This is a genomic window from Alishewanella sp. HL-SH05 (assembly GCF_052655985.1).
Genome location: NZ_CP199753.1, coordinates 3,755,053 through 3,776,953 on the forward strand (window position 1 = coordinate 3,755,053; position 21,901 = coordinate 3,776,953).

The window sequence follows — 21,901 nt, forward strand, 5'->3', positions numbered from 1 at the left end:
ATCGGCGTTATTACCTGTTCGGCCAATGGCAAGACTTAAAGGGATACCTATCATGAAGAAACGTAGACGTTTCTGGACAGTTGTTGAAAAGTTAGAAGCGTTGATTGACAAAGGCGTTTACCCTGCAGGAAGCCGCCTGCCCGCTGAAAGAGAGCTGGTTGAAATTTATCATGTTAGCCGTCCGACGATACGCGAAGCGATTATCGCGCTAGAAGTGAGAGACAGAGTAGAGGTAAAAACAGGTTCAGGCGTATATGTCACTGATTCTGCTGGCTCAGCACCTTCACTTGAATCTATCAGCGCATTTGAGCTCACCCAGGCTCGGGCATTAGTCGAGGGAGAAGCAGCAGCGTTAGCCGCAGTTAAAATCCGCGACACCGAGCTTGCAGCGCTCAAGCAGGCTCTGGATGATATGTCATCTTCAGAAGATTTGGATAAGGCTGATGAAGCCGATCAACAATTCCACGAGATCATTTCTAGTGCAACACGTAACAATGCCATTGTCCTGTCCATTTACAACCTTTGGAAAGTCAGACGGAATGAGCCTCAAGTCGTTGCCGCTTATCAGGATGTATGCTCGAAAGGTATAGCGCAGCGTATCAAAGAACATACTGCTATTTATGACGCCATAGCCAAACGTGACGCTTCAGCGGCAAGAACGGCGATGCACAATCACTTCGACCGTTTGATCAATGCTTTATTTGAGGCGAGTGAAGCAAAAGCCTTGGAAGAGATCAAACGTAAAACGGATGAAAGCCGCGGTTTATATTCTATCTCTCACTTAAATAAGTAGTAACGGTTAGCGTAACCCATTTCACATCTGGCACTATTTTTTATCCTTCATAATAGGCTCTGACACAGAGCTTATATTTTTCTTGCCACACGCAAAAAAGCAAACCTTTTGGTTTGCTTTAACAAGTGCTTTTGCTGTGATTTTGCTCGAGCCGGTTATCTTAGACAACCAGCCCTAGATAGTAGAATTAAAATCTATAACTGGCACCCAAGGTAATCCGACGGTCTGTTAAGCCCTGAAAGCAAAGTAGCGCGCCTTCATTAACGCAAGATTGGCGAACCTCAGATTCCGTCAGGTTGACGGCTTCAATGCCAATATTGAGTTGATCGTTCACCTCATAACTGATACTGGCATTAAGTTGTCCTCGGTCTTCCTGAATGACCGGAAAGCCCCAAGGATAACTTGATGTACTGCCAAAATCGTTTGAACGAAACGCTTCTCGCCAGGTGTAACGCATCCGGGCAGACAAGCCATATTTTTCGTAATACAAGGTCAAGTTGTAGGCATTTTCAGATAAGTTGAGTAAGCCTTGCACGGCAGTCACCTCCAGTGAGCCTGAACCACCTGTGGATGCAGCAAAAACCTGACTAGGACGACTAGCCGAGGTATTGACCGCTTCACCACCAGAGAATTCCTGAATAGTATAGTTTGCCACCACACCAAAACCAGATGCCCAGCCCAGCTGATCTTCGAAAGCAGAAAGATCATACTGGAATGCCATTTCGATGCCTTTTTGCGTAGTCTCTTTAGTGTCATTAATAATAGTGGAGAATGGTACACAAACACCTACGTTAGAACTCACCGGACCAAACACGTTGATCAGCGCAATGGGGTTCCAGATACCGCCTTGCTCACACTCTGGACCAATAATGTCACGATAACCTGTGACAGGCTCTGAATAAGGATCATCTTGTTGCCCCACATGCACATCTTTACGTATCTTGTGGAAATAGCCGATACTGACAACTGCGGCCTGAGCAAAATACCAATCTGCAGAAATATCAAAGGATGTAACCACTTCAGGTTTTAAGTTAGGGTTACCACCAGCTACCGGTGGATTGGGGCTAGTACTAAATGTATAAGAAGTTGAAAGATCACTAAAATTCGGACGGCGAATATCCTTCCCAAAAGCAGCGCGCAGCACCAGATCGTCGGTTACATCGGCGGCCAGATTAATCCGCGGCAGCACAAAACTGTAATCACTTGAGCTAGTTTCTGCGACGACATCTCCGTTAACACTGCGGTTGCCGGTTGAATCAAGATCCGTTTTTAAATAACGTACACCAAGATTACCGCGAAGCATGTCAGTTTCAAAATTTGCCTGAGCATACAGTGCATTAGTGGATTCACTGATATCATAAAAACCTGCAACTGATGACGTTGGGGCATTCAGTGGTCTTGTCCCCCCATGGGCAGTAATGGCGTTAGCTAACGTAGTAAATACCCGATCAGGATCAGATCCTACCAACGCCGGGTTCACCAGCAGAAAATCTTTAATATAAAGCGCTCTGCCATCTGCGGCATTAAAGTTATTAGGGCCAGTTGTCAGAATATCAGCAAACAAATCGCCACTGGGAGAATCCACCATTCTGGACAAACTAAGATTTGAGCCCACAACGTTGGACACACTGGATGTCTTGTTATAACGATAACCTGCGTCAAGCGTAGTAAAAATCGACATATTCAAGTCGTAGCTAAAATCAACACGCATGGCATCTTCGGTATTTTCATTGGTATTATTTGCTAGTGCTACCGCTTGCAACCTGTAGTTGGCTGGGTCGAGCAAATCAGCAGGAGCAGGCGCATTTTCTGCACCAAATGCAATGCCGAAGGCCAAGGCACCACCACTTAAGTCATACTCAAACGGGACACCATTATCGTTAGCTGACCCAATTGCCGCATTGGGATTGACAAAATTGAGTGTAGTATCAATTCGGGGGGTCGCAGAGTCAGATGAAGATGAGGATATCTCGGCGCTTATTTTAAAGTTATCCCCCTGGTGTTCCCCACCTAGCCGGAATATTTTGCTCTTGGTGGCCCGGGAACTGGTGTCACTGGATAAGCGTAAATTACCGTCCGAACCGTCAGACTGAACCGGAATAATACCTTTAAGTGCGGCTTGAATGCTGCCAAGCTCGACACCATCTAAAGAGCCAAAATTAATTGTTTCAAATTCAGTTGGAACCGAAACACCAATAAGATCACTTACCCCTGACGCCTGAACCCTGGAACTTTCTTCCCGACGGTCCTGATCATTTATAATCGCATCAAACCAAAATTTGTTGTTGCTGTTTGGCGCCCACTCAAAAGAACCAGCGAAATTTTTTGTCTCATATTCAAAGTTATCGTAATCCTGGATCAGAAACTGAATGGGTAGATAATGGAAACTTTGTGCGCTGGCTAAACCACTGTCAGAGCGAACCAGATTATCACGGTCAGCTCGGGGGCGAAATGCGGTTACATCCTGCTCTGCATAACTGCCACTAATGACAAAACCAAACTCACCATTGTCATTTCCCCAATTATCACCAAAGGTTCCTGATAAGCGCGGTTTAACGCCATCGGTAGATAAACTGCTTTCTTCACCTTGCACTCTAAATGCGGCTAGCGTTTCACTTAACTCAAGTGGGCGAATGGTTCTTAAGTTAATAGTGCCACCAACAGAGCCTTCAATCGTTTTTGCTTGTGGCGCTTTTATGACTTCGACACCTGCAATAATCGATGCAGAAACATCTTCAAAATCAATACCACTGCGCCCTGCACCCGATCCCACCGTAGATACACCATTAATTTCAGTGCGGTTTGCATCAGTACCGCGAATTTGTACACCCGTACCGACACCCGCTGAGCGAGTAATCTGAATACCAGTAATATTTTCCAGCACTTCCGCTAAATTTTGATCAGGTAGTTTACCGATATCTTCTGCTTGAATAACTTCAACTAAGCTGGCGGCATTACGCTTTTCTGCCAAAGCACTTGTTAAGGAGCTTCTGATCCCCGTCACCTGTATCACTTCGATATCGCTTTGTTCTACCTCTGACTCTTGGGCGTTGGCGGTAGAGGCGATACCGAGTGCCGTTGTCGACAGTATCGCTAAGGTAATTTTTGATAGCATATGTCTCATTTTTGTTCCCCGTCTAAAATTATAATTATATTTTGGGGTCGCAACTGCGACCTTAAGTTAATCGCGAACCTTTATGCCAACAGTCTTAAAAGAACAACTACTGGCAATTTTATTATTATGCTTTATGTTTACACCTTATTAGAATATTGGTCAACCAAAAGGTTAACCTATTTGGTAAAAAACTCTCCTGCCCAATAAGCGAAAAACTAAAAACAACATAAAAAAAATATAAAAATCATATCTTTATATTGTTTCATAATGAGTAAAATTACTTTTTAAAGTACCTTAAAGAGACTATGCGACTGAAGAACATATCCAAGCTACCGATGAAATATTGGTTTAAATGTGACACCAGCATCCATCGCCCAAATTAATTGGTTGACCAGTAAAGGTAAACCGGTAATTATTGATGACATAACCAGCAATACCAAACATCACCACAACGCCAGATTTATACCAAGTTCTATTCATCGTTCTAGTAGGAGATAAGGGCATGTCTTATCGGTCAAAAAGAGTCCATCAATTCGGCAAACTCGTTATTGCCATAAATTTAGCTCTAGCTGTCACAGCCTGCGGTGGAAGTAGTGACACTAATACCACCAATATTACATCCCCACCCCCTGTGATAGTCACACCTGAGCAATGCATCAATCAGGTGTACCCAATACGCTCTGCCACTGACGCCATGGAGAACTCGGCATATCCAGCATCCAGTGCCATTGATGGCAACACATCATCCCAATCCAGATGGTCAAACGATGGTAGAAATGCCGCGCTAATATTAGATTTGGGAAGCGTTAAAACACTGGGTGCACTGACCATTAAATGGTTTGAAGGCAATAAACGTATCGCGAGATTTTCTGTGGAAACTTCGAGCGATAACACGAGTTGGACCACCGTATTAACGCAAGCAGATTCCAGCGGCAGACATAGTGGTTTTGAACTAGTAAAAATCGAGCCGACATCAGCCCGCTATATCAAGCTAATCGGGCTTGGTAATAACGAAAACCAAAATAATGCCATTGTTGAAGTTCAGGCGCATTATTGCCAAGATGCCGGCGGCAACTTCAGCGAACGTTTTCCTAATGAATTGGGTATCGAGTTAATCGACTGGTACCTGAGCATCCCTACCGATGAGGACAACAGTGGCACCGCTGACTCCCTTTTTGAAACAGACCTTGCAAACGGTTATACCAATTCTGAATTCTTTTATGCCTCAGCTGATGGCGGCATTGTGATGCGCTCACCCAGTTATGGCTTTAAAACCTCTGCCAATACTAGCTATGTACGGGTTGAACTAAGAGAAATGTTACGCCGTGGCGACCGTAGTATCAGCACGCAGGGCGTGAATAAAAATAACTGGGTGTTTGGCAGTGCCTCAGCACAAGGGCGGCAGAATGCAGGCGGCTATGACGGCGATTTGCGGGTAAAGATGGCGGTTAATCAGGTTACCACCACTGGCGAAAATTTTCAGATTGGCCGGGTAATCATTGGTCAGATCCACGCTAATGATGATGAACCGGTTCGCTTATACTATCGAAAACTGCCAGGAAATGAACGCGGTGCTATCTATTTCGCGCATGAGAGCCGGGTGAAAGACAGTCAAGGTAGAAACATTGAAACCTATGTTGACATGATTGGCTCACGCAGCAATACCGCCGCAAACCCGGTGGAGGGAATCGCCCTGAATGAGGTTTTTAGTTATCACATCAGCGTTAATTTCAACTTACTCACCGTGACGATTAGCCGTGCAGGCAAGGCCGATGTTGTGGCCCAGTATGATATGGCTGAAAGTTTGTATGATCAGCCGGGTCAGTACCACTATTTTAAAGTGGGCGTATATAACGTTAACAATTCAAGCAATCCAGCAGAGTTTGTGCAAGCCACCTTCTATGAAATTAAAAACAGTCACACCGGATATTCGGCTAGCGAATAACATAAGCGCTGTACGAGTAACGTAAACACTAAGGGTTTGAGTTACAGTAAAAAGAAGGCGGGATAATTCCCGCCTTACTATTTACACTACACGTTTAATCTCTGAGCGCTCACCCAGCAGTATAGTAAAGGTGTTATTCCACCGCGACAACCGCCTCATTAGTTGCTGAGTTATAAGGTGACGCAGAATTGTCTGTATCCAGCGAGTCACCCACAGCATAAGATTCAAAATCGTCTGAGAACAATAGGGTTCTGCCCTCTGCATCGGCATAAATAGCAATATTATCTACCGATACCACACCGGTTGCAGGTATGGTGCCGCTGTTGCTACCAAATCTTACCGCAATGTGAGTGACACCACCGAAGGAGTTATTATCTGGCGTAAAGCCATCGGTCGTAAACCGCACACCGTCAACCTCAACCGTGACCACCGGATTCACTTCAAGATTGCCACCTGGGTACTTCCAGGTAATCACCACATGCATAAATTCATCCAGCAAGACTTTGGCTGCGGAGGTGTCGACACCTGCCGGGCTGCGAACCGCAAAGCTATCGTCAGTGATACGCAGATCTAAAATCGCCCCATCGTTATTGGTGGCGGAATTAAACAGCGTAATATAGGCATCGCCATCACCCATTTCATCGTCTAAACGTTTGATGGCAAGCACAAAGCGACCTTCAGCCAGCGGGCCTTTGTCGGCAAGCGCATATCTTAACTCGCCGGTATCAGTCGGATCGGTATCCCGAATTTCAGCAATTTTATTGCCCGGTGTGCCAGGGCCACTCGCTTCACCAATAGTCTCAACACTTGCCTCAGAGGTTGCTGAGTTATAGGGTGATGCCGGGTTATCTGTGCCAAGAGAATCTCCAGCTGTATATGACTCAAAGTCGTCAGAAAATACCACACTGGTTCCCGCCTTGTCGGAGTATATAACTAAGTCATCCACCGTAAATTTAGCCGTCTCTGGTCGAACGCCACTATTGTCACCAAACCGGAATGAAACGTGCGAGACACCACCGGTAGAGCTGTTATCTGGTGTAAAGCCTTCAGCCACAAAACTGACGCCGTCTACTTCAACCGTTACCAGCGGATTAACCTCTAAGTTACCATTCGGATATTCCCACGTGATCACAATGTCCATAAAGGTATCTAACAACACGGTGGCAGCCGACGTATCGACACTACTTGGGCTACGAACCGCAAAGCTATCGTCTGTGATACGTAGATCTAAGATCGCACCATTGTTATTGGTGGCAGAATTGAATAGCGTGATAAACGCATCACCATCACCTAATTCATCATCTAAACGCTTAACCGATGCGGTAATTCGACCTTGTGCCAGTGGGCCATTACTGCCAAGCGCATAACGTAGCTCGCCAGTATCCGTTGGATCGGTATCAATAATCACTGCAACCTTATTGGCGCCTGCGGTTTCGCCACCCACACCATTGATGGTAATCACCAGTTCTGCGGTGGTGCCATCGAAAGATTCAATGGTGATCGTATCGGTTTCGCGTTCACCGCTCACTAAAGCCGCAATGGTAGCGTTGGTCGTATCAAGCAAGTAGCTCCAAGAACCGTCTTCCAGAATAGCAAAGTCGCCAAATCGGCTGCGGAGCGAGGCTGGCATAATAAAGGCTTCACCTTCATCTGGGTCAACCACAGTAACGGTTCCGGTCAAGGCTGCAGTAGCATTGCTTGCAATAGACGCAGTTAAGTCAAAGAAAACGGCTGGCGTTGGCTCAACAGTGCCATCCCCAACATCAAATACCACAACTTCAGAGTAGATCGCTAAGTTATAAAGACTGCCGACACCATCCAGGGTGTCACCCTCGGCGTAGCTTTCAAAATCATCTGCGAATACGCGGGTGGTACCTGCAACGTCTGAATAAACCTCAATATCATCTACATAAAAGGAACCAAAAGGGATGGTTCGATCATTGTCACCCAATCTAAATTGTACCGCTTTAACGCCATCGGCGAACCACTGTTCCAGATTAACAAAATCAGGATCAACTACCGCCGCAGTGGAGAACGACCCACCACCAATCACTTCATCGTTAATCGTAAGGGTTAATTGCTCAGCGGCATCTAAATCCCAGGTAATGTCAACGTTATAGAATTCGCCTTCCACAAAGGGGGCGGTAACGATGACACCCGGATAAGCGGCACTTTCTGTGTTTCTAACCAAGAAGCGGGGTGCAATCGGCATACCATCACTGCCCGTTTGCGAACCCTGAATACGCAAATCAATCAACGCCTCACTGGAACTACCAGAAGAACCATACAGTGTAATATAGGCATCTTTTATATTGCCATCACTGCCCAGGGTTTCATCTTTAGCAAAAGACGCACTGAGTTTACCTTTACGTAAATTGTTAACACTAAAACGAATTTCACCAGTGTCATTACCCGTATCCGAAATCTTCACTAACTGCGTTAACGCTGCAATGCGGATCTTGATTTCAGCAGTCGTTCCGTCAATCGAGGTGATGGTCACCGTATCATTCACAGAGTTGCCAAGTTCTAGGCTGGCAACCGTTTCGTTGTTCACATCGACAGTGTATGACCAATTGCCTTGGGCACTGATACTGAAAGAACCATAGTCAAGCAGTTCGTTACTTTGTACCAGAATTTCATCTTCGCCAAAGTTCGGGTCAATCACAATAACAGAACCCGTTAACGGCTCGGTGGCAGTATGTTGAATGGTGCCATTTAAGGTCCCTTCAATGATTGCAGCAACAGGGGTGTTGTTGTAGCCAATCGCAGAACCAATAATATTAAGTAAAGAGACATCCACTTTATTTGCGATAACTGACATAGTTTGTAAATTAAGCTGGGCCGTTTCAAGGGCAGCTAACAGCCCCTCTGAAAAGGCACCATCAGCCAAATCAGCCGCGATGTCGGCGATTAACGTTGCCATGTTTTTGTCAACGTTGTCGGCATCGAGTTGCGACAACAGTGCTAATACCGAGCCATAGCGGTCAGCATCTGCTGCACCAGCAGCGCCCAGATCGACAACGCCAATCTCGGTCGGTAACACAGTTGTAGTATCAAAACGAATACCAAAACGTGCATTGATGACTCGAGCACGCTCAGCAAAGGTGTTTAAGTTGGCACCTGCTGCCTGAACCGCCATTTCCGTTAAAGGCGACACAACATAAGAAGGTGCAGGCGTATCTGCAGTGCCTTCCACCACATTCACCACCGATCTTAAGGTAGGCGCTTCCAGCATTAAGCCGGTTGACTCATCTTTATAGGTACCGCCTGAACACGAAATTAAGCCCGTACCTTCAAAATGCACATTAGTAAAAGTGACGCGACCCATACTATTGGAGATTGCCGTGGCCTGAGCCGGTGTTGCTGCAACACCCGTGTCAGTCACAGCAAATATTTCGCAATTTGCGGCGTCTATTGGCCCTTTTACCACATTGGCATTGACATTCAGGGTAGGCAGTATCACAGACGTCGATGCCCCTACGCCTTCTGTAATGCCTTTTTCATCGGTATATCTGGCCGACACGGAGATGGTAGAACCTTCATCCGCTTCAGTGATAGTGTATGACGATCCCGTTGTCCCCGTTGACCACTGGTAAACTAGGGTGTCGCTTTTAATGCCGTCGGCATCCGTTACCGATGCCGAGAGGGTGGTGCCTGCGATTAATGCGCCACCACTGATACTGATACTTCCTCTGCTATTGCCAGCCAGTTCGTTATTATCACCACCACCACAACCGACCAAAGCGGTTGCCAAGATGATGGCTATTAGAGACTGTTTAAACATGCTTTCTGCTCCTAATGGTTCAGTACTAACAAGTGGCTTAGTGACTGAACAAAAGTAATATAGGTCAATACTCGCGGGCTTCTACTTTCTCCCGCATTCTGATTCAGATCTCTAGTGAATCGATTAGTACTTCAAACTAATACCGGCAAAGAATCGCGGACCGTAGTCGTTAACTTCGCCCAAGTTACCCTGCACAAAGAAATCCTGTGATTTGGGTGCACTGAACAGGTTAATCGCTTCCACTTTTACCCGAATATTTTTATTAATGCGGTAAGAGGCGCGGGCTTCCCATACGCCCACTTCATCAACATAACGCAGTCGGGTTCCGTCAGTGGTATAGGGCTGGAAGTATTCACTGCGATACTTGTAAATAAGTGCCGTATCAAAATCGCCGATTTGATAGTAGATCTGACCACTGAATACATGTTCAGAAAAGCCAGGGACCGAGCCAGGTGGCACAATACCTGCCGTCAATTGACGCGTGGTGCCATCTAAATCGGTAATAAAGGTATTACCGTACAAGCTGTCTTCAAACTCGAAGTCCGTATCGGCGTAGTTGTAACCCAGCTTAACGCCAAGGCCATTGTCCCAGCGATAGGCTATTGACGCCTCTAAGCCGTACAGGTCACTTTCATTGTCCGTAGTGACCGAATTGGTAATCGGCAAGGTTACCGTCTGACCGTCAACAAGAAAGTCTTCCAATACGGTGCGTTGTTGGAACCCACCCTGGAATTGTTTGTAATAGAGGCTTAGCGCGAAGATGGAATCTTCGTTAGGATACCATTCAAATGCGACGTCGTAATTCCATGACATCAGAGGCTTGATATTGGGGTTACCTGAACCATTCACGCCGACAAATAAGTCTGCCAAGGACGTTGGCGCTACATCATCATCCGTTTGGAATGTGCGGCTATAACTCATATCACTGGGGTTCGCTCGTGACATGCCACGGTAAATACCGGCTCGCAGCAAAATGTTGTCACTGTAATCGACGACCAGGTTAAAGCTAGGGAGTATTTCGGTATAACCGCCGCCGCCAGTAATCGACTCTAACGAATCGCCGGTAACCAGGCTCAGCACCCCTAATTCATTGGTAACAACATCAAAGCTGTTTCTAAAACCAATTGAAGTAACGTCGGTATCAACCAGCCGCACACCAAAATTACCGCGAATAAACTTACCGAACATTTCAGTATCGTAGTTGGCCATCAGATAAGCCGACAGGGTTTTTTCAGTAACATCCTGAGTTCCCGAGTTTTGATACTCAACTTCCGGGTAGGCAAAGCTCCCACCAACTGAATTCACAAGTGCTTGTGAGAAACAGACATTATCGTAAGTGGCCCATGATGAACCCGTACCACTGGCCACGACGTTACCGTTACTGTCGATGTGGGTAATCAGATTGCCATCAGACACAGAGGATAATAAGTCGGTTTCAGGGAAATTGATCTGACATTGCTGCAATACGTCTAATGCGGATATGGCACTTTCATCCAGCAATATTTCCGTACGTGAACCACTACCTTGGTTACCACCAAGCTGCAGAAAACTGAGCTCTGACGCTCTCACCCCACCTTGCACACTGGAAAACACATTGCTTTCCAGCGCATATTTGAAATCCAAGCGTGCAGAAACAATCTCGTTTTCACGCACACCTTCTCTATCAAGACGGGTGCGTAAGCTATCTGTGAAATTCGAGATGTCGGTCACATCAAAATCAGTGACGGTAATATGCGGGATATACTTGCCCATTTCCCACGTTAAAAAGGGCCGGTCAATCGTTCTACCCCGGTTAGAAATTTGCAACTCTTCACGTTTGGTTTGCGAGTAACCAAAATCGGCCGTGATCGTTAAGCGGTCACTGAAAAAGTGTTCAACATTCAGGCCGTAACCAACATAATTTTCTTCACGAGAAAACTGCTCGCCGGCGGACTCAAAACGCTCTTTGCCTTGCCATTGCAGAATGCCGCCTACATCATTAACAATCAGATTTTCACCAGTGACACCCGGCGTAACGCGCTTTTGTAAGAACAGTAAGTCATGACGTGCTTCCGCTTGATTACGATCCGAGATTTGCGCGTCAAAGTTGATATCCCACGCATCGGAAGGGCGATATTGTAACGCAAGAAACACAGCATCACGCTCATCAGACGTTTCGTTTTGGCGGTAACTACGGCTACTACCCGTCCAAGCGTAAGGCGTACCCGCACTTTGTGCCTCACCCGTCACGGGGTTAATCGCGGTTTGATAACCTTGATTACTACTACCCACCACCCGATCTTCGCAATCACCGGCTGTACTGCGGAAAAAACCTTCATTGGTGTTAGTGGGATCGTTTAAACATGCCCACAAAGAAGCGCCAGTCGGGCCTGAACTGCGATACTCCGCTTCAGGTTGGCTGATATCCTGACGTTGCACACCAAACGAAACCCCTAAGGCCTGACCATTGTCAAACTCAAATTGGTCAACAAGGCTGAATGTTACCCGACCACCTAGATTGCCGTGTAATGAGTTGTCAATATTAGCTTCATCAGGGTTATAATTTACTTTTACCTCCCCCTGAATTTGCTGTTTACCGTAATCTAAAGGCTTTAGCGTTTCTAAGGTAATGACACCGGCCACACCCCCTTCGATCAGTGATGCGTCCTGAGTTTTATAAATCGCCACTTTTTGCATTAACTCAGACGGAAATTGTGAAAAGTTAACTGAGCGGTCACCACTACCATTTGTCGCTTCACGACCATTAATGTGCGTGGCACTCAAGAAGGGGCCTAAACCGCGAATCGTAATTTCTGTCGCACCGCCATTTTCACGGTGAGAAGCGGCACCTGTTATTGACTCTAAGGCTTCACCAATTGACAGTGCAGGTAAATCACCGATATCTTCAGCCGATAAACCATCAACCACCGAAGTCGCCTCACGCTTTATGGCAATTTGGTCTTGGATGGTTTTACGGGTACCTATAACCTCAATCACCTCAACTTCAATATTTTCAGCTTCATTTTTCGGTTCAGCGTTCGCTTCTTGCGCTTTGGCAGACATCGCAATAAAACTGGTAAGAGAGACAACCAGTGCCATTTTTACCACTGTGGCGACAGGCGAAAGCCTGAAGTGTTTCTCTTGTGTACATCTGTCTGCATCATTATCAAATATCAGCGACATATCCTGTTCTCCGTTATTATTTTGTGCGGTTAGGTTTACCTGTTACCTGTAAGAAATTTATTTAACGTTCGAAATATAACCAAATCAAAGCATCATATCAACCAATTATTAAATACATCTATTACCAATGATAATTACCAATGAGAATTTGAAAGATGCAACAGGTAAAACACCATAAAGAGAAACAGCTAAAACGCCATAAAAAAAGCGCAAACTGGTTAACCAGCTTGCGCTTTTTTTATGGCTATGTATTTAGCGTTACATTCAACAAAAATGGCTAATTATCGTGCTGATTTTCAAGGTGATAGAACGTCGCCTGCACATAGTCTCGAGGATCGCCGCTATTGTTTTGGTTATAAACACCCGCTTTAAAGTACATATATTGATTATTCCTGTTATAACCACTTTTACTCATATCGATGGATTTAGTGATATTGGCTTTGCCAGGACGAATGATAGTGACAAACAACACACTGTTTTCCACTGTAATTTTATAGCTGAACTTCTCATTCAATCCGATGCCATCTTCGGGATTGACTAAGGTGTGGGAGCGCGAGCCGATAATATGAACCCAGACGTCATCGCCTCCATTGATCTCATGCGCAAAATAAATAGAGCCCTTTTCATTATTAGGGAGTTTTCGGTAATAAAGGCGAATGGGCTCATCGTCTGTTGCATGGATCTGGCCAATGATCACTCTGCCGACTTGTTTCTCATCGCCCGTTATCGATACCCTATTAACGGCAAGCGTTGCTTCTAGGCTGCCTTCAACAGCGCCAGCATTGCGTTTAACTGAACCGTGCGCTTGGCTAAAAACCCAGTTATTCTTGGTTATACCTTGCGTCTTGATCTGAGTATTGCCGCGCCTGAGCATTTCGCGCAACTCTGTTCTGGCATACTTGGTATTGCTTGAAGTTTTGGCACCTTCATTTGGACAAGCGAACACCATACCGCCATCCTCGGCGGTGTAAAACAACGGTTTCAGTTCAAAGCCATCAGCTAATGCCCGCTCGTAAACAATGTCGGCTTTTTTATCTTTGTTCAGATCCGTTGGCAGCGTTAAACTCCAATCCAGCAGATCAAAGTTTTCACTGGGGTTTTTCGCAGGATCCAAATGCGTAAAATTTCCCAGTAATACCCCTTGCGCTAATTGTTGGTGGGATACTGGCATTACAATATTGCTGTCACTCTCGTCATTTTCATTGGCGTAAGTGACGAAAACGGCCAATAACATTAAGCTCAGCGTCAACATGCGGTTTATTGTTTTCATTGTTGTTCCTTTTGCTCTACCAAGACGATCCCCGAGTGCTTCTAAGTCACTGAATGGGTCATTTCTGCACCTTGTCTATTCAACGCTTGATAGCAGGCGGCGGTAATGGCTTGCCAATTACCCTGTTCAACCCACTTGGCAGGTGCAACCCAGGTTCCACCTACCGCAAACACATTGCTCAATGACAAATAGTCCTGCATATTTTGCTGATTGACGCCACCGGTCGGACAAAAACGAACCGACCGGAATACTGACGATACCGCCTGCAAGAAGGGCACCCCGCCCGACAGTGAAGCCGGAAAAAGTTTCATTTCCGAGTAGCCATGCTCATACGCCAGCAAAATATCACCGGTATTAGACACACCCGGTAGCACCGGCACGCCACAGCTTGCCAATTCAGTCAATAGCGTCTTTGAGGTTGCTGGGGTGACAATGAAGTCAGCACCGGCTTGCAGTGCCTGATTCAAGATCCGGGCATCGATCACCGTGCCTGCGCCGACTTTCAGTTGCGGCACTTCTTGCTTAATCGCCGTTAAAGCGGCAAGAGAAGCTTCTGTTCTCAATACCACTTCGACCAGAGTAAGCCCGGCATCCGCCATAGCTTGGGCAATTTGCACACCTTGTTTCGTTGATTGCGCTTGAATAATAGGGAGTAATGTCTGTTTTGCCATCAGTTCAGAAAAACGCGTCATGTCTGAATATCTCTTTAATTAATAATGTATGTTGTTTTGCAATAACAGCTATATGCCTACTTCAGACATGGCCTGTTTGAATGCTGCCAAAGGAGCTATCGCGCCCGGGTGCTGTATCACCGTGCCGGCCGCTTTAGCGCCTAGTTGTACCGCTTCAAAGACCGATCGTCCTGACAAACGCGCTCCTAAATAAACGCCATTGAACGCATCTCCGGCAGAGGTGGTATCCACCACATTGGTAACAGGGGTGATCTGGTGGCTGTGCCGTTCTGTGCCAATTTGTGTGACAACGGATTTCGGCCCATTTTTTACCACCAATTCCTCCAGTTGATATTGCTGGCAAAAGTCTAGTGCCTCTTCTGCAGACGCAATGCCATAAAGCACGCTGAGATCTTCAACGCCAGGTAAGGCGATATCACTTATTTGAAAGGCTTTATTAAACTGCTCAATTGCCGCATCTTTGCTCGCCCAAAGCTGCGCCCGATAATTGGGATCAAACACCAGCTTCACGCCAGCCTGCTTTAAGCGTGCCAGTTTTTGCCAAAAGGCGTCCCGGCTGTCTTCGTCAATAATGGCCAGCGGAATGCCTGAGAAAAAGAACATGTCCGCTGCAGCTAAGTGTTCCACCACATCATCAGTTAGAAACTGCACCACTTTTTTGGCGGCGGAATCGTTACGCCAATAGGTGAAACGCCGCTCACCCGCGCTATCGGTCTCAATGAAATACATACCCGCCACTTTGCTTGGATGTTGAAACACAAATTGTGTGTCTAAATCCTCACTCTTAAATCGGCTAAGCATTTTTTCACTGAGTCGGTCACGACCAATGGCGGTGATCATGGATACGGTTATTGTTGGAAAACAACGTTTCATATATACCGCTGAGTTATAGACATCACCAGCAAACGAATGCCCCATCGTCGAGTCATCCAGTTCTCTTAGTTCAACCATGCACTCACCAAGAAAAAATATCTTCGTCATGTTTTTACTCAGCTTTCTTTAAAGGTTCGATACGGGGGATCAAAATCCACACCGCGGCAGCTGCGGTTATAGCTAATGCGGCCCCTATCACAAACGCGGGAGTGTAATTGCCGTCTGCAGTAAGGTAAGGCACCAAAGAGGTCAGCCCCACTGCGCCTAACTTAGCCGCCATGCCAGAAAACCCGGCTAAGGTACCCACTGCACGCTTGCTGTAAAGATCGCTAGGCAGTGTTTGCACGTTACCGATAGCCGTTTGGAAACCAAATAAAATCACAGCCATAATTAACACCGCAATAACAGGCTCTCCTGGATCGGCCATCGCAAGTAATGATGGCAACATAATTAAGCAGCCCAAGGTGATGGTCAGTTTACGGGTTTTATCCGCACTCCAACCCGCGTTCAGTCTGTTCTGGGCCAGCAAACCACCAAACCAGGCACCAAACATGGCACCCACATAAGGTACCCAGCCATAGATCCCGATAGACTTCACATCCATACCGTAAACTTCATTCAGGTAAATCGGGATCCAGAACACAAACAACCACCAAATTGGATCGATGGCCGCAGAGGCAATAATGACGCCCCAGCTTTCCTTGCGAGAAAGCAGCTCCTTGGTAGTAGGGTTATATTCTGCCTCTTCTGGTAAAGCTGCCTGCTGCGGCGTCAGTTTCGGTTTTTGACCGGTCAGGATATAGTCGCGTTCTTCTTCGGTAATCCATGAATGCATGGCAGGTGGCGCTTTAACTAAAATCAGCCAAGGTACCAGCCAAAGAAAACCCACCAGACCGATAATCACAAACACCATTTGCCAACTAAAATAAACGGTAAGAAACGCAATCAATGGGATAGAGATAATGCCGCCAATGGCCGCACCTGAGTTAAAAATACCCTGCGCTAATGCACGCTCTTTGATTGGAAACCACTCAGCATTACCCTTAGTAGCCCCTGGCCAGTTACCCGCCTCGGCAACCCCCAAGATCGCCCTGAAAATAGCGAAACTCAGCACGCCTTGTGCAAGAGCATGCATAATGGTCGCCAATGACCAAACACCGATAGACAGCACGAAACCGATGCGGGTACCCACCCAGTCAAAAATCTTGCCAAAGATTGCCTGACCAAAGGCATAGGCGAACACGAACACCACAGAGATGTTTGCGTAAATTTGTTTGCGTTCCAGCGCTGATTTTTCAGGAAATAAATCCTCTACAATAGCAGGCCAGAGCACACTGAGCGATTGACGGTCAATGTAGTTAATGATGGTCGCCAGCGCGATCAACATCACCACCCACCAGCGTAAACCTTTAATTTTCATGATTAATCCTCTAGAAAGTCTTCTCTGGGCGGGCTGAAGGTGTCAATTAAGATACCGCCGGTAGGACATACTGCACCGTGCTCTACAAAAGGAGGGATCAGGCAACTGTCGCCGGGCTTCATCACTTTGATTTCCCCACCAACATTAAAGTGAAATTCTCCTTCTTCCACATAGGTCACCTGTGAATGACGATGTTTGTGTACATAACCTTCGGCACCCTTGGCAAACCACACTTTCACCATCATCAGCTCGTGGTTATAACCCAGTAGCTGACGTTTTAAGCCGCCGCCCAAATCTTCAATCTCGGCCTCAGCACCAGAGATAAAATGGTTACTTTGCTTGCTCATATGTCTTACTCCTCATCATCGTTTAGTGCAAAAACAGCCAGTCGACCGTTAATGACATACGATTGGTGTTGATATTGAAATTGTTGATTAACTGAACCCTCTGCCGCTTGGTTAATCGCAATCAGGTATGACTTACCTGCGATAGTGATATCGACCAACAGCAGTTCATCTTGTTGGCTGTAGCCAAGCTCAGTGAGCTGACTTTCTGCATCTAGCGTGTATTCCTCGCTTGGATTGTATTCGCCGTGAGGTTCAAGTACGGAAATGAAGTGATGTTGCTTGCTGTTCTCTACTCTGCGGACAAAAGCTTGCTCATTGCGTAGATTAAAGTGAGGATCGTTGGCCCCGATCTGGGTGAACAGAAATTCTTCCTGACCATCAACTAAACTAGTGTGGGTATAGAAGCGTCCGTTCTCATTTAACCAGGACACCTTTGCCAGCCCCTGCTTGGGTAAACCACGGCCTTTAAGCCACAGATGCTGATAACCATTTTTAGTGCCTAGCGCCGAAAGCTGTTGGGTACTCACCGACAATTCAAAGTTCGTGTCAATAAGTTGGCCTTGGTAATGTAGCGGCAGATCAAGTTGATGGGTTTTTTCTGCAACAACATCAAACACATCCAGCACTATGGATTTTTTAAGTTCTGGTAAATTAACCAACGCCATAGTCCGCTTTAACTGAACACCTTGGTAAGCCGTATCAATATGCGCGCGGGTAACAGAGCCAAACGGGCTGGTTTCAAAGTAATTAAGTACAGGCGAGTGCTGGTTGCCTACCTCAACGTCGCCATTAAAGTGGCTGGTTTCATCCACCACCACCGTATTGTGCGACACCGTTTGCTTAGCGTAACTCTCGTTTTCAGGCAGGTAACGGCCACCAAATTTGGCTTCCACATTGAGAAAACGCGCCGCACCATAATCAGAGACAATTTCTTTACCCAGGTCATAAAACTGCCAGGTGAGCTTGTCAAAGTGGCCATGGCCAAGACCTTGAGCTGCAGGTTTAAACAGTACGGCCTGATCACCCGCTAACTGGCTGCGCATAATCACTAGCGCGCCTTGCTTGCCATCACTGCCATCGCCAAAGGCAACGGAGTCAAATTGATAGGCTTCAGCCAAACCTTTATCCAGCGCTTGCGCTACCTTTAGGCCATCGCCAGAGAGAATAATCTGATCCTGTTGCTTAGCGATATCCAGATAGCCTGGCGCCTCTGTTAGGCTGTATGCCAGCGCAACGCCATGCACCAACTCGATGGTGTCGATACCCTTACTTTTTATCGCATCGTTGATGGGGAAGAACAAACCGCCATAACTTAATTGAACAGTGGTATCTATAGCTTTTAATACAATCCCATCACGATACTGAAAGATCTTTCTTTGCGGTTCGTTATTTTCAATCGCTTTGGCAAAGGTAACGAAAGGCAATAAGGCGTAACGCTGGTAATATGGCCCTTCATTGTAGTAACCCTGAGGGGAAAATAATTCTTCCAGTTGCTTTAAAAACCCGCCTTTGCCTGATTTTTCCAAATCGTAAAGCGCTTTTTCAACCCACTCTGGCTCGTTCATCACATAACCGGCCATACCCACCCCGGCGGTTGCCCAGGTACCATGGTTATGCACTTTGTTAAAGGTAGAGGGTTGCCCCTCTGACAAAAACAGCGCAACAGGTTTAAGCAGCTTGCTTTCAATGCGCTTTCTGTCTTGTGCATTGAGCGCACTGTGAACAAAATCGTAAGCCTGGATGGTATGTACCAACCAAACGGCCTCATTTAAACTTTGCCAAAACAGCTTGCCGGGATTTTGTGACTCCACTTTTCGTGCGGGGTGCACATCTAATGTTGGATACAACTTTGCATAAGCCAGCAACATATCACGTACATAATTGGCATAAGTTTTATCTTGGCTAAGCTGATAAATAATGCCGGCGTTGTACATTAGCTGATAATTTTTCTTATGCTGTTCATGGGTAAAACCGCCGCCACCGTCCTTCGGTACAGGAACATTGATAGGCTGAGTCAATTGCAGATCAACTTGGCTTTTTAGATCGCTATACGCTTTAGAAAATCGCCCTGGCTTCGAAATGGCCTTGCGCATCTCAGACACATGAGCGGGTGTAATCACCAAATTAGGATGAGCCGCTTGCACCGCAAATGGCAGTATAAAGGCCAAGGTAACCAGCAGCGACGTTACTTTTAACAGTAATTTTGACATGTTCATCTGCAGCTACCTCTTGTCAGTATTTAGGGTTTTGTTATCGTCAATAACTGCCGTGTGCGGCCCTTCAACCCTGAGTTCAGTGACAGTGGGTGCTTGGGTGGCATCAAAAAGATTGCTCTTAATAACCGTTATGGGCTCACCAACCGTATGCTCTACCACTATTGGCGCAGACTTAACTAGCGTGTTTTGCAGAATGTTGGCAACCTGCACACCGTGCAAATACAAGCTGGATTTATTTTTGTTGCGCTTGCCATAACCCACTTGGTTTAACGTGTTATCTGCCATATGCAAAAGCGGCCCAAATGTGCTTTCATCGGTACCTCCACGATAAAGCTTCACCACCGCACCCTGCACATTGTTAAAGGTGTTGTTTTTTACCGTGACATACTCGGCGTTATAAATGCCCAAATCTTCAATTTCAGTATTAAGAACCAGAATATCGCCGGTCACATTGTCAAAAGTGTTACCCATCAGGCTGATCTCATCGGCAAAGGCGCCCTTGCCCGTGACGAAAAAATCAAAGGTATGATTGATATCCAGCGCTAAGATGTGTGAGTTCAGCAGCACAAAGCGGTAGTTATCAACCATGCCCCATTTTTGGGTTCGAACCACAGAATTACCCGCCGAGTCAGGACTATTTGCCCCAGAGATCACTAAGCCCTCAAGTTTCAAACTGCCGCCGTTCTGAATTTCAAACAAGGCGGAACGTTCAAAGGTTAACGTGGCTTGACCTGCTTGTGCCGCTTTGATGGTTAACGTTTTATTAATTTTGATCAGTTTTGAGATATCATATTGACCATTAGCCAGCACAATAACGTCACCTTCACCGGCTTGGTCTATTGCCGCTAATAAAGCCGTTGCACCCTGTGCCACTTGATGTGTTTGACCTGAATCAAATGTGACAAACCCAGGCGATTTCGGATACCAACTTGCCCCAGTATCTTGTTTAGACAGTACTTTTAAGTCGCGCTTCGCCCCAGCGTTTAGCTTGCCCGACACGGGATAAAGCAGGCCGTTTTCAGCTTTTTTAAGGGCGACGTTCTGGCGTTTTACACCATAGCTCAGCGCGACTGGCAGCTCGGTATTGGCAATATTACCGGAGAGTTTTATGCCGCTTACATCATCAAACAGGCTGAAAGGCTGCTGTTTATTGGTATTGATAATCAGGTTATCTTTCATCACGGAGTTGATAGGCACCGCGGTGCGTTCGGCATCGCTACCGGCCGCCAAGTGCATATGATCAACGTCTATAAAGCTGTTGTTAACGATAAGGGCGTTTTCGACCTGATGATAGCGGTTGATTGACGAGTTCGGGACGCCATTTAGCACCGTAAAGCCACTACCAAATCGATAGCCTTTTAAACCTTGCAGATAATTGTTACGGATCACTTGATCTTTGTTGATAACACGTATCCCACCAGTGTGCTCCACGCCGTTTCCTAAAAATATATTCTGCTCGACGATATTACCGTTACCATGGCGCAGGGTCAGCGTGCCGCGGGCCTCAAAGAACACGTTGCCACGCAGGGTATTTTTGCCGGACTTAATCGAGATAATTTCTACTTCACCATTGGTGTGTTCGAAGTAATTGTTTTCAACCAAGGTATAAGAATCGGTAAGCGAATAATGGCTGGTGCCAATACGCAGTGTTTCGCCACCATTAGAGCCAAAGGTAGGGCGATAACCAAAGTAGTTGTGATCAATCTGGTGATAGTTTTGCTGACTCTGTTCGCTGTTTAATCGGACAGCAATGGTAACGCCTCTATTACGTTTTCCCACGAAATGACTGTGGTCTAACCGATTATGCTGCCCATACAAGGCTACCCAATAATCCGATTCCTGCTTATCCGGGTTGTTATAGTTATCGATAACGACTTCCGTCACCCGTGAGTGGAAGGCTAGCGCCTTACTGTTTTTGCGAAACTCAATGACGGCACTGCTGGGGGTATAACCGTTTTTAAACACCAAACCAGAAACGGCTAGATGCTGGCCGGCTAACCGAAGATTAGACAGGCCAGACAGGATCACTTGCCCCTTGGTTTCTGCCGTTAACATTATGGGCGCATCAGCCTCACCTTGCCCTTCTAGCAGGATCTCAAAGTCTGTCCACACCCCGTTTTTCAAGATGATCTTGTCACCTGCAACCAGTTTCGATGAAATCGCCTGGTAGTCGTCTTTGCTCGCGACAAGATATTCAGTTGCGAATGCAGTAACTGATACTGGGACTAATACCAGAGCCAGGCACATGTTTAGCAGATAATCTTTGAATAAACGCATTATGGTT

Annotated in this window: 12 protein-coding genes; 2 read left to right on the plus strand and 10 right to left on the minus strand. The window is 46.4% G+C overall.

Annotated elements, in window-relative coordinates:
• Nucleotides 1-52: 52 nt before the first annotated feature.
• Entirely contained in the window at nucleotides 53-793 is a 741-nt protein-coding gene (locus ACUJFL_RS17070; protein WP_445425612.1) for a FadR/GntR family transcriptional regulator, read from the plus strand.
• 187 nt (nucleotides 794-980) lie between these two features.
• On the opposite strand, the gene ACUJFL_RS17075 is transcribed toward ACUJFL_RS17070, so the two are convergent.
• Nucleotides 981-3,917 (minus strand): TonB-dependent receptor, encoded by a 2,937-nt coding sequence (locus tag ACUJFL_RS17075; RefSeq protein ID WP_445425613.1) that lies wholly within the window; start codon nucleotides 3,915-3,917, stop codon nucleotides 981-983.
• Between the two features lie 493 nt (nucleotides 3,918-4,410).
• On the opposite strand from ACUJFL_RS17075, the gene ACUJFL_RS17080 reads away from it, so the two are divergent.
• A complete protein-coding gene (locus tag ACUJFL_RS17080) occupies nucleotides 4,411-5,853 on the plus strand; it encodes a polysaccharide lyase family 7 protein (protein ID WP_445428101.1) in 1,443 nt (480 codons plus the stop codon).
• Nucleotides 5,854-5,986: 133 nt separating this feature from the next.
• On the opposite strand, the gene ACUJFL_RS17085 is transcribed toward ACUJFL_RS17080, so the two are convergent.
• From ACUJFL_RS17085 to ACUJFL_RS17125, 9 genes are all read right to left on the minus strand, one after another.
• On the minus strand, nucleotides 5,987-9,637 hold the full coding sequence (locus ACUJFL_RS17085; RefSeq protein WP_445428102.1) for a VCBS domain-containing protein: 3,651 nt from the start codon (nucleotides 9,635-9,637) through the stop codon (nucleotides 5,987-5,989).
• 123 nt (nucleotides 9,638-9,760) lie between these two features.
• Nucleotides 9,761-12,799, minus strand: coding sequence for a TonB-dependent receptor (locus ACUJFL_RS17090; RefSeq protein WP_445428103.1), 3,039 nt, complete (start codon nucleotides 12,797-12,799; stop codon nucleotides 9,761-9,763).
• Nucleotides 12,800-13,076: 277 nt separating this feature from the next.
• Complete coding sequence (locus ACUJFL_RS17095) at nucleotides 13,077-13,970, minus strand: polysaccharide lyase family 7 protein (RefSeq protein ID WP_445429105.1); 894 nt, start codon at nucleotides 13,968-13,970, stop codon at nucleotides 13,077-13,079.
• 140 nt (nucleotides 13,971-14,110) lie between these two features.
• The gene (eda, locus tag ACUJFL_RS17100; RefSeq protein WP_445428104.1) at nucleotides 14,111-14,761 is read right to left on the minus strand and encodes a bifunctional 4-hydroxy-2-oxoglutarate aldolase/2-dehydro-3-deoxy-phosphogluconate aldolase; all 651 of its coding nucleotides are present in this window, start codon (nucleotides 14,759-14,761) and stop codon (nucleotides 14,111-14,113) included.
• Between the two features lie 48 nt (nucleotides 14,762-14,809).
• Entirely contained in the window at nucleotides 14,810-15,742 is a 933-nt protein-coding gene (locus tag ACUJFL_RS17105) for a sugar kinase (protein ID WP_445428105.1), read from the minus strand.
• 4 nt (nucleotides 15,743-15,746) lie between these two features.
• Nucleotides 15,747-17,054: an MFS transporter gene (locus ACUJFL_RS17110; RefSeq protein WP_445425617.1), complete on the minus strand. Its 1,308-nt coding sequence runs from the start codon at nucleotides 17,052-17,054 to the stop codon at nucleotides 15,747-15,749.
• Nucleotides 17,055-17,056: 2 nt separating this feature from the next.
• Nucleotides 17,057-17,401, minus strand: a complete 345-nt coding sequence (locus ACUJFL_RS17115; protein ID WP_306178775.1) for a cupin domain-containing protein — start codon at nucleotides 17,399-17,401, stop codon at nucleotides 17,057-17,059.
• Nucleotides 17,402-17,406: 5 nt separating this feature from the next.
• The gene (locus ACUJFL_RS17120) at nucleotides 17,407-19,617 is read right to left on the minus strand and encodes a heparinase II/III domain-containing protein (RefSeq protein ID WP_445428106.1); all 2,211 of its coding nucleotides are present in this window, start codon (nucleotides 19,615-19,617) and stop codon (nucleotides 17,407-17,409) included.
• 6 nt (nucleotides 19,618-19,623) lie between these two features.
• Nucleotides 19,624-21,894, minus strand: a complete 2,271-nt coding sequence (locus ACUJFL_RS17125; RefSeq protein ID WP_445428107.1) for a chondroitinase-B domain-containing protein — start codon at nucleotides 21,892-21,894, stop codon at nucleotides 19,624-19,626.
• Nucleotides 21,895-21,901: the final 7 nt, after the last annotated feature.

What these genes read in the sequence shown, in the direction of transcription:
- ACUJFL_RS17070 (WP_445425612.1), top strand. Translation starts at nt 53, where the DNA reads ATGAAGAAACGTAGACGTTTCTGGACAGTTGTTGAAAAGTTAGAAGCG.
- ACUJFL_RS17075 (WP_445425613.1), bottom strand. Translation starts at nt 3,917, where the DNA reads ATGAGACATATGCTATCAAAAATTACCTTAGCGATACTGTCGACAACG.
- ACUJFL_RS17080 (WP_445428101.1), top strand. Translation starts at nt 4,411, where the DNA reads ATGTCTTATCGGTCAAAAAGAGTCCATCAATTCGGCAAACTCGTTATT.
- ACUJFL_RS17085 (WP_445428102.1), bottom strand. Translation starts at nt 9,637, where the DNA reads ATGTTTAAACAGTCTCTAATAGCCATCATCTTGGCAACCGCTTTGGTC.
- ACUJFL_RS17090 (WP_445428103.1), bottom strand. Translation starts at nt 12,799, where the DNA reads ATGTCGCTGATATTTGATAATGATGCAGACAGATGTACACAAGAGAAA.
- ACUJFL_RS17095 (WP_445429105.1), bottom strand. Translation starts at nt 13,970, where the DNA reads ATGCCAGTATCCCACCAACAATTAGCGCAAGGGGTATTACTGGGAAAT.
- eda (WP_445428104.1), bottom strand. Translation starts at nt 14,761, where the DNA reads ATGACGCGTTTTTCTGAACTGATGGCAAAACAGACATTACTCCCTATT.
- ACUJFL_RS17105 (WP_445428105.1), bottom strand. Translation starts at nt 15,742, where the DNA reads ATGACGAAGATATTTTTTCTTGGTGAGTGCATGGTTGAACTAAGAGAA.
- ACUJFL_RS17110 (WP_445425617.1), bottom strand. Translation starts at nt 17,054, where the DNA reads ATGAAAATTAAAGGTTTACGCTGGTGGGTGGTGATGTTGATCGCGCTG.
- ACUJFL_RS17115 (WP_306178775.1), bottom strand. Translation starts at nt 17,401, where the DNA reads ATGAGCAAGCAAAGTAACCATTTTATCTCTGGTGCTGAGGCCGAGATT.
- ACUJFL_RS17120 (WP_445428106.1), bottom strand. Translation starts at nt 19,617, where the DNA reads ATGAACATGTCAAAATTACTGTTAAAAGTAACGTCGCTGCTGGTTACC.
- ACUJFL_RS17125 (WP_445428107.1), bottom strand. Translation starts at nt 21,894, where the DNA reads ATGCGTTTATTCAAAGATTATCTGCTAAACATGTGCCTGGCTCTGGTA.